The sequence below is a fragment of the Kurthia senegalensis genome (assembly GCF_000285595.1).
GTDB lineage: Bacteria > Bacillota > Bacilli > Bacillales_A > Planococcaceae > Kurthia > Kurthia senegalensis.
In genome coordinates this window covers 87,977-102,846 of sequence record NZ_HE611067.1, presented here as the reverse complement: position 1 = coordinate 102,846, position 14,870 = coordinate 87,977, and the positions used below count along the sequence as shown (strand labels likewise).

General features: G+C 38.7%; 12 protein-coding genes and 1 pseudogene. 7 read left to right on the top strand and 6 right to left on the bottom strand.

The annotated features are described in order from the left end of the window. Positions 1–133: 133 nt before the first annotated feature. The 6 genes from KSHG_RS17585 (at position 134) to KSHG_RS10210 (ending at position 3,970) form a co-directional block, all read left to right on the top strand. Positions 134–565, top strand: coding sequence for a tetratricopeptide repeat protein (locus KSHG_RS17585; protein WP_210432978.1), 432 nt, complete (start codon positions 134–136; stop codon positions 563–565). A 106-nt stretch (positions 566–671) separates the two neighbouring features. After that, a complete protein-coding gene (locus KSHG_RS16805) occupies positions 672–1,148 on the top strand; it encodes a VanZ family protein (RefSeq protein WP_052309328.1) in 477 nt (158 codons plus the stop codon). Between the two features lie 459 nt (positions 1,149–1,607). Beyond that, positions 1,608–2,036 (top strand): helix-turn-helix domain-containing protein, encoded by a 429-nt coding sequence (locus KSHG_RS10225; protein ID WP_010305614.1) that lies wholly within the window; start codon positions 1,608–1,610, stop codon positions 2,034–2,036. A 2-nt stretch (positions 2,037–2,038) separates the two neighbouring features. After that, positions 2,039–2,767, top strand: coding sequence for an ABC transporter ATP-binding protein (locus KSHG_RS10220; RefSeq protein ID WP_010305611.1), 729 nt, complete (start codon positions 2,039–2,041; stop codon positions 2,765–2,767). After that, entirely contained in the window at positions 2,767–3,495 is a 729-nt protein-coding gene (locus KSHG_RS10215; RefSeq protein WP_010305609.1) for an ABC transporter permease, read from the top strand. The genes KSHG_RS10220 and KSHG_RS10215 overlap by 1 nt, the downstream gene beginning before the upstream one ends. An 88-nt stretch (positions 3,496–3,583) precedes the next feature. Next, entirely contained in the window at positions 3,584–3,970 is a 387-nt protein-coding gene (locus KSHG_RS10210; protein WP_010305606.1) for an HIT family protein, read from the top strand. Positions 3,971–4,236: 266 nt separating this feature from the next. Here the strand turns inward: KSHG_RS10210 and thrS are convergent, their stop codons facing one another. The 5 genes from thrS to KSHG_RS18085 form a co-directional block, all read right to left on the bottom strand. After that, on the bottom strand, positions 4,237–6,147 hold the full coding sequence (thrS, locus tag KSHG_RS10200) for a threonine--tRNA ligase (protein WP_010305603.1): 1,911 nt from the start codon (positions 6,145–6,147) through the stop codon (positions 4,237–4,239). A 432-nt stretch (positions 6,148–6,579) separates the two neighbouring features. After that, positions 6,580–8,382: an ABC transporter substrate-binding protein gene (locus KSHG_RS10195; RefSeq protein ID WP_010305599.1), complete on the bottom strand. Its 1,803-nt coding sequence runs from the start codon at positions 8,380–8,382 to the stop codon at positions 6,580–6,582. A gap of 21 nt (positions 8,383–8,403) precedes the next feature. After that, complete coding sequence (locus KSHG_RS10190) at positions 8,404–9,876, bottom strand: ABC transporter permease (RefSeq protein ID WP_010305595.1); 1,473 nt, start codon at positions 9,874–9,876, stop codon at positions 8,404–8,406. A gap of 13 nt (positions 9,877–9,889) precedes the next feature. Beyond that, on the bottom strand, positions 9,890–10,843 hold the full coding sequence (locus tag KSHG_RS16800) for an ABC transporter permease (RefSeq protein WP_010305590.1): 954 nt from the start codon (positions 10,841–10,843) through the stop codon (positions 9,890–9,892). A 146-nt stretch (positions 10,844–10,989) separates the two neighbouring features. Further along, positions 10,990–11,274 carry a hypothetical protein gene (locus KSHG_RS18085; protein WP_010305588.1) on the bottom strand — a complete coding sequence of 95 codons (285 nt, stop codon included), beginning with the start codon at positions 11,272–11,274 and terminating at the stop codon, positions 10,990–10,992. A 61-nt stretch (positions 11,275–11,335) separates the two neighbouring features. On the opposite strand from KSHG_RS18085, the pseudogene KSHG_RS19140 reads away from it, so the two are divergent. Further along, positions 11,336–13,117, top strand: a pseudogene (locus KSHG_RS19140) (ABC transporter ATP-binding protein). 59 nt (positions 13,118–13,176) lie between these two features. Here the strand turns inward: KSHG_RS19140 and KSHG_RS10170 are convergent. Beyond that, on the bottom strand, positions 13,177–14,796 hold the full coding sequence (locus tag KSHG_RS10170; protein ID WP_010305584.1) for an MFS transporter: 1,620 nt from the start codon (positions 14,794–14,796) through the stop codon (positions 13,177–13,179). Positions 14,797–14,870: the final 74 nt, after the last annotated feature.

Here is a 14,870-nt window from a genome sequence, read left to right as displayed (position 1 = left end):
TTCTATGGATTTAAGTACATTTAAGGAAAAGATACATAATCAACAAGTTATTTATTTTGATGAGCAGGATTTTTTGCGTGAGAAGACACGTGACCGAGCTTTGTTGAAATGTTGGATTGAAGAGGCAAGGCTATTGGCTACGTTACATGAGAAAGAGAAGTATACGTTGTATGGCATAATCGGTAATTTCTATCGTATTTGCGAAGAGCCACAAAACGCGCTCCTTTATTTAGAACAATGTCTTAGTATAGCGAAAAAAGAAGGAGATTTTCAAAAACAACTCGTTACGTACGTTCGAATAGGCGAAGCGTTGAAGTATTCAGGTGAGTATAAAAAAGCTACAACATCGTTTGAAACAGCGTTTAATCTATGTGAGACGAATGCATTACAAGCCTATGCAGATTTTATTTGGCAACATCGAGGAAAATTACATATGGAGTGTGGTCAACTGGAAGAAGCGACGGACTGTTTCTCAAAAGCGTTGGCATTGCGTGTTCAGAAAAAGGATTCACTTCTTATCGATTCAACGAAACAAGCGTTACGATTTGTTGAAAAACTAAAATAGGTGAAATGAAAACAGCAAGTCTTACTTAAGAATAAATTAAGAAATTCCATACATTCTTTTAAGAAGTTTCTCGTAAAATAAAAGAAGGAACTGAAGGAGAATGGAAATGAAAAAAATTTTAACGCTCATGTATAGGCTCATCTTTATTTTTTATGTTTATTTAGTGATGGCTACGGTGTTTTTTGAGAGGGATGAACGAAGAAGTATCAATTTGATCCCTTTGGAAATGATTAAACAACAAGGATTCACACTAAACGTATGGGGGAATATTGTTTTATTCATCCCCCTTGGTGTCTATGCCGCGCATTTTTTAAAACGAAGTACATTTTTGAAAGTAACAGGCATTCTTTTCGCTATGAGTATGGCAATCGAGAGCATTCAATACGTATTAAAACGAGGAGCTAGTGATGTAGACGATGTATTATTAAATGTTTTCGGGGGAATGGTTGGCTACAGTATTTATGCTGTACTGCGTTCTTTATTGAAAACGAAAGATCGTCTACATATTGCTATTTGTGTTTTATCTTTGATTGTAGGAATACCTGTGATGGGACTTACTTTTCTTTTATGGATGAGTAATTAAAAAAGACACGCTCATGGGGGAACTGACCTAAAAATCTGAGACAACATAAAAAGGAAAAGACACTTTCAAAGGGATCAAATCTTTGGAAGTGTTTTTTGATGGGAAAAAATATTCGTACGAAACAAAAATGAAAGTGATGAAGATGAATTGATGAACGTACGTGGAAGCAAAAATGACAGTCAGCTTTATCAATGGGTGAAGTCGTATGAAAACAGGGAGTTACATCGTTTACAACAACCAATAGGTAAACAATATCGGATCGGAAAAGGACCGTTTGAAGAAGAATTAATTGAAACGTTCCATGCCATGCCCCAGGAAAGCGTCCGTCACATTCTACTTAAAAGAAGCGTCTTTTTCACTTTGATTCGCCATGCCATAAAATATAACATATACGTTACGTTTGGATGGTTGAGATTCTTGGAATGCAATAGCATACTATTTGTAGGAGGTATGAAAAATATGATAAGTACGAATTTAAAAAATTTACGCATACATCATCAATTGACACAAGAGGAACTGGCTTTTCAATTAGACGTATCGAGACAACTCATTGCGAAGTGGGAAAGCGGAGAGTCGATGCCGGACTTGGGCTACAGTCAAAAGCTCGCGAAGTTATACAACGTTTCATTAGATGCACTCGTTGAATACGTAGAGCCGTATCCGAATTTAGGTGTGCCGCCGAAAGGAAAACATTTCTTCGGTTCAGCTAAAGTGGGGGAGCGTGGACAAATCGTTATTCCTAAAAAAGCACGAGATGTTTTTCACGTTGAATCGGGAGATACGCTTATCTTTTTAGGTGATGAAGAACGAGGGATCGCTATTTTACCGGAACGTTTATTGAATACATTTTTAAACGTCGTGCATTTAGACGCGAAAAAGGAGGAATAGCGATGGATTCTATTGTCATTGAGAACATTAGTAAAAAGTACGGAGATCAATTCGTTTTAAATGATGTTTCTCTTTCGATTCAACAAGGAGAACTATTTGGTTTGTTAGGTGTTAACGGTGCTGGAAAAACAACGCTCATCCATATTTTATGTGGCTTAAAAAATCCTTCTAGCGGTGCGATCACGATGCTCGGACGAGATGGTCTAAAGGAATTGAATAAAATTAAACCGGATTTGGCACTTTCTCCTCAAGAAACGGCGATTGCACCGAATTTGACGGTACGAGAGAATTTAGCATTTATGGCACGCCTTCACGGATTATCGAAACATCAAGCTGATGAAAAAGTAAATGAAATGATCCACATTTTTTCATTTCAGCCGTATGTGAAGCAAAAAAGTAAAACGCTATCGGGTGGTTGGCAGCGGAAGTTAAGTATTGCGATGGCTTTACTTTCTGAACCAAAAATATTATTTTTGGATGAACCGACACTCGGACTAGACGTCCTTAGTCGAAGAGAATTGTGGCAGCTGATTGAAAAATTAAAGTCGCATATGACGATTATTTTAACGACTCATTATTTAGAAGAAGCGGAAGCGCTTTGTGACCGTATTTGTATAATGAAAGACGGCAAAATTAAGGCGACAGGTACGGTAGATGAATTAAATAAACGGGCTAATGAAACACAGTTTGAAGAAGCTTTCATTAAATTCGTGACAGAGGAGGAACTATAATGCGTACGATTATTTTTGCTAATCGTGTGGCGAAAGAAATTGTAAGAGATCCTATTTCACTCTTTTTCGGTCTTATTTTCCCACTTATTTTACTCGGATTGTTGTCAGCGATTAACCAAAGCATCCCAGTCGACTTATTTAATATCGCCTCATTAGCACCTGGAATTGTCGTATTTGGATTGTCATTCATGGCATTTTTTGCGGCTCAAATCGTATCGAAAGACCGCGCTACGCTGTTTCTTGCGCGTCTTTATACGACGCCGATGACCGCTTCTAATTTTATATTCGGCTATATTGCACCGCTTCTCGTAATGGCACTCATACAAGGTGTTGTGACGCTCCTCGTCGCCGTACCGATGGGCTTATCTTTATCTATCCATATGTTAACGCTCCTCGTTGCCATTATGCCAATTGCTCTTTTTTACATTGCTTTCGGAATTGTCAGCGGTACACTTTTCAGTGAAAAAGCAGCAGTAGCGATTTGTGGTGCCATTTTAACGAATGTATCTGCTTGGCTATCTGGTATTTGGTTTGATTTAAATTTAGTAGGCGGCACATTTAAAGAAATTGCCTATATGCTACCGTTCGTTCATGCTGTTGAGATGGCGAAAGCGGCGATGGCAGGAGAAATGACGATGATTTTCCCCCACATGTGGTGGGTACTTGGCTATACGATCGTCATAACGCTCCTCGCTATTTTTGTTTTTCAATTTAAAAAAGAAAAGTAAGTTGATAAAGTCTCAAGTATGTACTTGAGGCTTTTTGAATTGTTGATTATGATTAAGAAATGAATCGTATAAAAAGGGTGGGAATTATATGGAATGTATTTTTTGTCATCATATTTTAGCTACACAAATACTTACGGAGACGGACCATTTTCAAGTCGTATTCGATATTGATCCCATTCAAAAAGGACATATGCTTATTTTATCTAAAGCGCATATCATGGATTTGCGTGAATTATCGGCACCGCAAGTAATCGAACTATGGGAATTAGAAAAAAATATTATAACGATTTGTGAAGAGTCACTTGCAGTTGATGGTATGAGCGTCATTCAAAACAACGGTGTGATGGACGAAGGTACGCATTTTCACGTCCATCTCGTACCAAGGTATATCAATGATCATTTTTGGGAATCGCATACAGTCGTAGAGCGTGATGTATCCCTCCGTGTATTGAGAGACGGATTAAGGGGTATTTAAATGAATTATAATGAATTGATTTTATGGTGAGCAACAGGACTACATGATTCAGTAAAGTGACATTCCCATTGTCGAGAATTTACATATTAATAATTGTAGAAGCTTATTTCCATAAGGATTGATTATGTGAGTTTAGAATGGATTAGTGAAGCGGAATTTGCTGAAATATCTATAGTAGAAATAGCGAATTTCAAAGAAGTGTTTTTGAAAAAAAAGGCAGTCAAGGGTTCAACACCTTGACTGCCTTTTGTAATAGATTAAATAGATCATGTGTGATGTTCGATTTCAAACTGCAGTTTCTGTATAAATTCTTGTACAGAAGTCGTTTGGAATTCTTTTTGCTTACGCGTGCGGATTGTCACGGTTTCATTCTGTTGTTCGTCATCACCGAGTACGAGAATATATGGTGTTTTTTGTATTTGTGCATCTCTGATTTTTCGACCTAATTTTTCATTGCGACGATCTATGTCCACACGGATATTTTGTTTCTTCAATGCGGCAGCGACACGTTCTACGTAAGGCAGATGTACATCTGATACGCCGATAATTGTGACGTGCTTAGGCGATAACCAGAGCGGGAAAGAGCCGCCAAAATGCTCGATTAAAATACCGAGGAAGCGGTCGATAGAACCGAATACAGCACGATGAATAACGACAGGACGTTCTTTGTTATTGTCTTCATTTATATAGCTGAGATCGAATTTTTCAGGCAGTTGAAAGTCGAGCTGGACAGTGGCACATTGATGGCTACGATGAAGTGCATCTTTAATATGAATATCAATTTTAGGACCGTAGAAAGCACCGTCACCTTCATTGATTGCATAAGCGAAATCTAATTTTTTCAACACATTTTCGAGCGCTTCTTCTGCTAAATTCCATAATGCAAGGTCACCCATATAATCTACAGGTCTTGTTGATAACTCAATTGTATAGTCAAAACCAAATACGCGATAAACATGGTCAATGATTTTTAATGCAAGCGCAATTTCATCTTCAATTTGTGTAGGTGTCGCAAAAATATGCGCATCATCCTGACAAAATGTACGAACGCGAAGCAATCCATTTAAGGCACCGCTAAATTCGTGGCGATGAACTTGCCCAAATTCAGCCATTCGAATTGGCAAGTCTCGATAAGAATGTAAATCATTTTTGTAAATTAACATATGTCCGGGGCAATTCATCGGTTTCAAAGCAAATTTTTGTTCGTCTACTTGTGTAAAATACATATTTTCTTTATAGTGCTGCCAGTGACCGGATTGTTCCCATAAACGCTGATTCATCATAATAGGCGTACGTACTTCTTTATAGTCATAGTGCATTTGCAAGTGGCGTAAAAAATTTTCCAGTTCATTACGAATAATTTGTCCATTTGCTAAATAAAAAGGCATGCCGGGTGATTCATCGGAAAACATAAACAACTCCAGTTCTTTACCTAGCTTTCGGTGATTCCGTTTTTCTGCTTCTTCAAGAAAAACAAAATAGTCGTCCATTGCCTCTTTCGTAGCAAAAGCGACACCGTAAATACGTTGTAACATTTGATTTTCGCTATTGCCACGCCAATAAGCACCTGAAATCGTCGTTAATGCAAAATGCTTTAATTTACTCGTTGTCGTAACGTGAGGACCTCTGCATAAGTCAATAAATTCACCTTGTTCATAAACTGTAACAACTTCATGCTCAGGAATCGCTTCAATGAGTTCAAGCTTTAAGTAATCGCCAGCAAACAGCTGTTTCGCTTCCTCACGTGTCAGTTCTTTTCGATGGATTTGTTCATTCTCGCGAACAATCTTTTTCATTTCTCGTTCGATTACTCGTAAATCTTCGGGTACGAGTGTGTGTGGCAGATCGATGTCATAGTAAAACCCATTTTCAATGACAGGACCAATACCTAATTTGACGTCTGGATAAATTCTTTTGACAGCTTGTGCTAATAAGTGCGCTGTTGAGTGCCGCATAACATGTAATGCTTGTGGTGTTTCATAATCGTATAGAGCAATTTCAGCGTCCACTAGAATAGGAGTTGTCAAATCGGTCATTGTCGTATTGACGCTACCTACAATTGATTTTTTAGCTAAACTTGGACTGATAGATTGCGCAATTTCGGTTAATGTAATCCCTTTTGCAAAGCGTTTTTGTTCGCCATTTGGAAATTGAATCGTGATTTCTTGATTTGACATATGATCTCTCCTTTTCTATTTATAAGTAATAAAAAAACGTTTATTCATCCCTAAAAGGGACGAATAAACGTTTGAATATCCGTGGTTCCACCCAAATTCCTACTGCATTCATAAGCAGTAGCTCATTGATACGGATAACGCCCGTACACGTCGCTAGTTTCTTAGCGCAGCTCCGAGGGAGTAAATCGAATGGTCCAATCAGGAAACTTTCAGCCGGTGATTTCCTTTTCTGTTGATTGACTTTGAAACGATTCGTATCCTCTTCATCACTTTTTCGAATTGAAATTATTAACTAATTTAACGTACCTAGAAAATAATGTCAACATTTAATTTTGAAAATTAAAAAAGTGTAATTGATCGAGCGTCCTTAAAAATGAAATGAAGAAAGCCACCAAGATGTTTAAAGTCTTGGCGGCTCTTTTCGTACTTATTTTATTTTGAAGCTTCTTCTAACAAAGCTTTTGCTTTTTTCGCATCTGCTTCTACTTTATTCCCTGTATCTACTAATGGACTTACTGTTGATACAGCGTTCATTTTATTCCCTTTGTAGAAATCGATAATCGCATTTTGGTCTACTGAGTAAAGGACAGCTTGACGTAATTTCGTATTTTTCGCGATGTTCGCATCGTTCATGTTGAACGTTAAGTACGTTACACCGTTACTCTTATTTTTTTGTAACGTTAATTTTTTGTCGTTTTCAACTAATTCATATTTCGTTTCAGGTACACCGTTTAAAATATGAATATCGCCATTACGTAATGATGAAAGGGCACTATCTGGATCGGCGATAAATTTAACCGTCACATTTGCGATTTTCGGTTCATATTCTGATCCTGCGCGGTACGCTGGGTTTTTCTCGAATTTTGCTTCATAGTCATTTTTTGTTGTCAGAACGTAAGGGCCACTTGCATACAATTCATTATTGTATGCTTTGCCTTCTGTAATGGTTGCCGCATCACCGTATGATACGTCTTTGTCTGCATTGTATTTTGCTACGTCATACGTGTTGATTTTGCTCACTTGTTTTTCAGAAACGATACCTGCAGATTGGTGTGCAAGATAGTTTAGTACTTGTGGGAAAGCTTCTGTTGTTGTTACTTTTACCACTTGGTATTTACCCGCTTTATTATCAACTGCTGTTTTATCTGCTTCTAATGATTTGATTTTTGAATCAACACCGTCTTCTAATGCTTCACGGATTGATTTGCCATCTGCTGTTTGTGCCTCTAATTCTTTCGTATCTGTTACGATTTCAATGTCTTTCATGTTTTCATGTAAGCTGTATGTGCGGTGGTCCGGTACAGATTTTGAATCTTTTGCACGGTCTAATGAGAATTTAACATCTTCTGCACCAACGCGCTCGCCCGTATCCACTGCTTTTTTATTTGTTACTTTTGCGAAGTTAATATCGTCGCGTAATAGGAAGTAGTAGTTTTTATTATCTTTCGCTGAAGCGTAGTTGTAAGAGAGTGATCCGTCTGATACGACTTCATCATCGTCTGTTAAGTTTACTAAACGAACGTACATATTCGTATTCAACGTATTGATTGAACCATCATTCCCTTTGATCGGGTCTAATGATGTTAATTCGCCTATTGCTTGTTGTGTTACAAGTGGCTCTTTCACGTTGTTTGCTTTGTCTTTAAATGAAATGTTTTCCCATACAGCTGCACGTGATTTCGGTAGGCGAACTGTACTTTCATCAATGACATTCGAGTTAATACCTTGTGCTTTATATGATGTGTAAAGGGGGACGATATACGCTTCGTCAAATACGAGGCGTTGTTCTAATTGTTTGTAAGTTGCTGTGTATTCATCTTTTGTTTGCGTACTTGCTTTGTTAATTAATTCATCTAGCTTTTCATCTTTTACGACGCTATTGTCCCCATCTGATGTGAAAAGAGAGCGCACGGCATAGTCTGGGTTCCCTGTAACAGTTGTCCAGCTTGAAAGCGCAACATCATAGTTTCCTGCATCTTTTTGTGATGTGAAGCTACCGTAATCAGGTTGAATATTTAATTTTACGTCAAATCCATTTTTTGATAGTTGGTCACGTAAAATATTTAAATCATCTTCGTTAGAGCTCATACTTAAAATTTCAATTTCTTGTGCTTTGGCATCTGTTTTTTTCGATGAAGCATCATCGTTTTTGTCCACTTCTGATTTAGTGCTTAAATTACAAGCGGCTAACAATAACGTAAGTGCTGTAATGAGTAATAATAAAATTTTCTTCATGTAAATCCCTCCAAGTAGTAGTTAATCGAGTTTTGGATCAAAGGCATCGCGTAATGCGTCACCTAAGAAATTAAATGATAAGACTAATAAAATAATGGCAATCCCTGGGAAAATCGCTAAATAAGGATTCGTTTCGAGATACATACTACCGACTTTTAAAATATTGCCCCATTCCGGAATATGCGGTCCGACACCGAGACCTAAGAAGCTTAGGCTACTCGTTGCAATGACCGCGCCACCAATTGTTAACGTTGCTTTGACAATCATCGGAGCGAATGCATTCGGTACAATTTGTTTAAAAATAATGGCGATATCTCGTTCACCAAGCGCACGAGATGCTTCTACGTACTCCAAATTTGAAATCATTAATACGTTAGCTCGCATCGTTCGCGCATACGTCGGAATTGAACCGACGCTAAGGGCGATAATTAAGTTCGTCGTATTGGCACCGAATGCCGCGATAATTGCAATCGCTAACAATACACCTGGAATCGCATATAAAATATCGAGCAAACGCATGATAATATTGTCTACATATTTCGTATAGTAGCCGGATAATGCGCCTAAAATACCGCCTATGATGAGCGGAATCAAAGTAGATAACACGCCGACGAGTAGTGAAATACGTGCGCCGAATACGATGCGTGAGTACACATCTCGTCCGAAGTTATCCGTGCCAAATGGGTAGGCAAGGGAAGCGGCTTCTAGCATATGAGCATAGTCATTATTGACTGCAAAATCATATTCGAATGTCCAATAACTCATAATAGAAATAGCAAGCGTAAAGAAAATAAAGAGCATGCCAATCATAGCTGTAAAGTTTTTCGTAATTTTAAACCAAATCGTATCCCATTTTGCAATCGTCGACGGGTGACGATGCGTCGATTTCAGCAATAAACTAATACCGAGTATGAGATGGAATAGATTCCCTGATAGTAAACTAAGCAGAGAGACGATTCCGAGAATGAATCGTGTTTTTTCTGTCATACGTTCACGGTAAAGCAAGATGACGAAAAGGAGATCGATAATCAAAATGACCGTGAGTAGTGCCATGCCGATTAAAAACGTATTCGATACGTACGGTTTAAATACGTTCATTGCAGACAAGACGATTAAAAAGAATGTCGTAATGAATGAATAGTAGGCAAGCGTGTACTCAATCGAATTTTTTTTGCGAAGGAGTGCAAAAGCATTCGTTACGGTGAATACGTTTCCGAAAAGAAGACCCATTAGTTGAATGCCGCTAATCATACGCGTCGTTTTTTGAATGGCACCTTCCGTTTTTAAATCTTTTTTCACACGAATGACGATGAGCCATTGTAGAAGTGTCGTCACGACAAAACCAATGGTCAAATAAAGCCAAATCACGCTCGTCATATGTTGTATCAAGTTCCAAGCGAATACAAGTGCTAACACGAGTGAAAGAACGAGGGCAAAATTTGCCTGCTTATAAACTTGAGACTGTTTGAGAGCGAATGTTGAATAGTTACTCAAATGGGCTCACTTCCTACGAATTTTTCATTTTTGATCGAACACGTGGGTTCAGTAAAGCGTATAAAATATCGATGACTAAATTAACGAGTGAAATCGTAATCGCAATATAGACGACACCACCCATAATGGCTGGAATGTCCGGAATAAATTGCTTGTCGACGATATAGCTACCGAGACCGCTAATGTTGAATACTTTTTCTGTAACCGCTGCACCGCCAAGCATCGCGCCAAATTGAAGTCCGATGACCGTAATAATTGGAATCATCGCATTACGTAATGCATGGTTAAAGAAAATCGTTAGTGTACCGAGCCCTTTTGCTTTCGCTGTAATCATATAATCTTCATTGATGACTTCTAAAATAGAAGAACGTGTCATCCTTGCGACAGCGGCAGTCAGACCGGTTCCTAATACAATGACGGGCATAATGATCGAACTGTATTGTTCAGGCGAGTAAGTAGCAGGAAGACACTGAAGCTTAATGGAGAATTCTAAAATCATAATTAATCCTTGCCAGAAGCTTGGAATAGAAAGTCCAATTAAAGCAATAAACATGAGCGCGTAATCCCAAAAAGTGTTCATTTTAGCCGCTGATAACATCCCGATTGGAATCGCAATAATAATCGTGAGTAGGAGAGAGAACACGGCAATTTTCAGCGTTACAGGAAATTTGTTTGCGATGCTTTCTGAAACATCTTCTTTACCTGTAAATGATTTTCCTAAATCAAATGTGAAAATACCTTGGACACTTTCTTTAAGTTGAACGCCGTATGACTCATTTAATCCGTGACGTTCATTAAATTCCGCTTTTTGTTCCGCGGTTGCTGATTCACCTAAAATATTTGCTGCGGGGTCCATCGGTGAAAAATATAAGATGGTAAAGACTAAAATAGACACACCGACAACGACGAATATGCTCAGTACAAGTCGATCGACGATATAGCGACTAAACGCATTGCTATAAACCATCAAGAAGGCATACATGACAATACCTAAAATAAAGGTGCTGTAAAAATACGACTTTTTCGAAATTTGCTGTACAAAAAAGTCACGATACGATGGAGTTGCACGGGATTCATCGTCAGAATACACGTTATTTTCGAAATATTGCGTAGCTAGTTGTTGCGCTTTATTTTGAATGTCACGTTCATTAATTGTTTCTCCAAAATAGTTTTTTCTGCTCGAATTTGATTGCTATATTGTTCAATTCGTTCATCTAACAATTGTTTTTGGACAGGATGAATGGATTTTTCATGCTGTTTTTTAAACCGTTGATATGAGAAAAACGTCACAATATGTAGCGGAAACCCTAGTACGAAAAGAAGAATTCGATAGAAAAATACATTGGATAGTTTTCTGAATGTGTAAGCAAATTTAGACAACTCAGAAGGTTGATTCACTCTTTTCACCTCAATCTCAACAAAACCTAGTTATTTACTATACATTCGTAGTATAATAAACATAAAATGGCAAGTCAACCTCATTTACACAAAAAAGGAGAAGTTGTTGATGATAACTAAATTGTTAGACATAGAGAATTTACACGTTTCATTCATTTCAAATGATCGCGAATTTGAAGCGGTGAAAGGTGTTACTTTCAGTTTGAATAAAGGGGAAACACTCGGTATCGTAGGGGAATCAGGCTCAGGTAAAAGTGTCACAGCACGTTCTATTATGCGTTTATTACCTTCACCACCGAGCTTGTTGAAGGAGGGCTCTATTAAATTTTTAGGACAAGAATTAACGGAGAAAACCGACCAAGAGATGGAGAAAATTCGCGGGAAAGAAATCAGTATGATTTTTCAAGATCCGATGACGTCTTTAAATCCGTCTATTAAAATTGGTGTCCAAATTGCAGAAGGCATTCGAAAGCATCGCGATGTTTCGAAAGAACAAGCGAAAAAAGAGACGATCGAATTGTTAGAACTCGTTGGCATTCAACAGCCTGAAACGCGTTTCAAACAATATCCACACGAATTTTCAGGAGGCATGCGTCAACGTGTCATGATTGCGATGGCACTTGCTTGTCAGCCGGAATTACTCATTGCGGATGAGCCAACAACAGCTTTAGACGTAACGATTCAAGCACAAATTTTGCGTTTGATGAAACAAATGCAGCAAAAATTTGAAACGTCTATCATTTTGATTACACATGATTTAGGCGTCGTGGCAGGAATGTGCGATAAAGTGATCGTTATGAAAGAAGGCGAAATTGTTGAAGCGAATACGACCGAAGAAATTTTTAACAATCCGCAACATCCGTATACGAAGCGTCTCCTAAATGCGTTACCAAAATTACATGAAAAGAAAAACAAAAAAAGCGCCAACGCTACCGGCAGATATGGACCCTACTGTCCCGCTTCTTGAAGTACAAAATTTAAAGCAATACTTTACAGTTGAAAAGGGACAAACATTTAAAGCGGTCGATTCGATTAGCTTTTCGATTCAGCCTGGAGAAACACTTGGACTTGTTGGGGAATCCGGTTCAGGAAAAACGACAACAGGACGTTCTATTCTACAACTTAATACACCGACAGATGGGGATATTTTATATAAAGGGATGGCCGTTAATCGCCTATCACGTAAAAATTAAAAACATTGCGAAAAGAAATGCAAATTATTTTTCAAGACCCGTATTCTTCTTTAAATCCGAGAATGAAAGTACTCGACATTATAGGGAAACCACTCGATTTACACAAACTCGTTAAGACGAAAGAAGAACGGACAGCCCGCGTTGAACAATTACTTGAATTAGTCGGCTTAGAAAAAGAACACGCAATGCGCTATCCTCATGAATTTTCAGGAGGGCAGCGTCAACGAATTGGCATTGCACGGGCACTTGCTGTTAATCCAAAATTCATCATTTGTGATGAGCCGCTTTCAGCACTTGACGTATCTGTACAAGCACAAATTGTACGATTGCTCGAAGATTTACAGCAAAAACTCGGGTTAACGTATTTATTCATCGCTCACGATTTATCGATGGTGAAACATATTTGTGACCGTGTTGCTGTGATGAACAATGGGAAAATCGTGGAACTGGCAGAAAGTGAAGAACTGTATAGTAATCCAAAGCACCCGTACACACAGTCTTTACTTGCTGCGGTACCGATTCCTGATCCGGCGATTGAGTCACAAAAAATGCGAAAAGAAAATGAAACGGTACTGAAAAAATATGATTTTTCCAATACAGCACTCGTAGAAGTATCACCAGGACATTATGTTGCCGAAACAGTAAACTAAAAAACAGCCGACACGCTTCCTTTCTGTAGGGAGCGTGTCGGCTGTTTCATGTTATTTATTTAGACAATGCTTTTTTTACGAATCGGTTTTAAAATAAACGAGAGGATCAAGATGACGACAGAAATACAAGTTGCGGTAATGAATAGACCATCGTAACCTTGATGTGCCGCTGTTTGCGTAATAGACGAGACCGTATTGGTGATGACTTCTTTTAAAGTCGGGTCTTGTATACTGGCGACAAGTTGCTGCATTTGATCGGTTGATAAATCATCGGCTCCAGCAAATTGACTGCCGAGTTGTTGCATTTCCTTTTCTCCGGCAGCAGATAAATCAACACCTTTTAAATTGTCTTGTAGTTGTGTGCCGAAATCAGATTTGAATAAATTGGGCAGTTCACTGTATCCGCGTGCGATAAAACCTGCATAAATAGTTGGAGCAATGGTCATCCCAACTGTACGAATGAGAGAGAGCGACGCGAGTGCGGTTCCTTTATTGTTTTCTAGACGTTCTGTCGCTAAAATGTTTAACGGTGCACCGAGTAAAATACCCATACCTGCACCACCGATGACAGAACCGATAACAAATTGCCATTTCAAATCAATCCATGTCGGGAAAAGAACGAAACCAATTGCGGCAATAATACCGGATAAGGCGACTGCTAGAACAGGTCCACGTTTATCAACGAGTAAGCCACCTATCGATGCACCTACACCAGCTGCTAAAGCGAGTGGTGTCATCCAATACCCTGCATTTTCAGAAGGAATGCCGAGAACTTGTTCTGCGAAAGATGGAATGAAAATCATTGCAGACAATAGCATACCTGATAAAGCGCCAACGATCAATGTAATCAAATACGTTGGATCGCGCATAAGCGATACAGGTAAAATAGGATCTCCGCCTTTACGTTGTAAACGTGTTTCGTAAAAGTATAATGCGATTAAAATAATAATACCTGCTGCAACGTACGCGAATACGTCTGTTGCGAGAAGTCCTCTAAAGAAATTCGTTCCTTCTACATTTGTCAGTCCATACATAATCCCTAGAATGGCAAGCGATAGCATGACCGTGCCGAAGAAATCGAGTTGTCCTGATTCTGGATCTTTCGTTTCTTCGAGTTTCATCCAACCGAAAATCATAAGGACGATGGCAATCGGAACGTTAATTAAAAATAACCAATGCCAATTGCCTGTTAAGTCTAAAATAACACTTCCGAGGTTGGGCCCAATTACTGCCGCAATCCCGTTCATTGCACCTAATAAACCGAGTGCTTTCCCTTGTTTCTCACGCGGAAGCGTACTTAATACGTGAGAGGATCCGATAATAAAAATCCCACCGCCTCCCATTGCTTGAATGAAGCGAGCGATTAAATAAAAGGCGAAGTTTGGACTAAGTGCAACGAGGAGTGAACCGAGTCCGAATAAGGCAATTTCTATAACGAAAAGCTTTTTACGCCCGAATCGGTCCGATAACTTACCGACAATCGGCACACTAATTGCTAATCCGAGCGTATAAAGCGTGACGCCCCATGCCCCCCAGTTTGCGTCAACATTAAAGGAATCATTAATCGTCGTCAGTGCAGCACTAATGATTCCGTTGTCTAATGCTGCCATAAACACGCCGACTGCAAATAAGCCTAATGCCCATGAAGAATGGGTAGATGTAGATTTTTGAGTGGTCATTTAATTCGTCCTTTCTTAATAATTTTCAATAAGTATACTACAAGGTTAATTAATTTCCTATGTGTACGCATTAG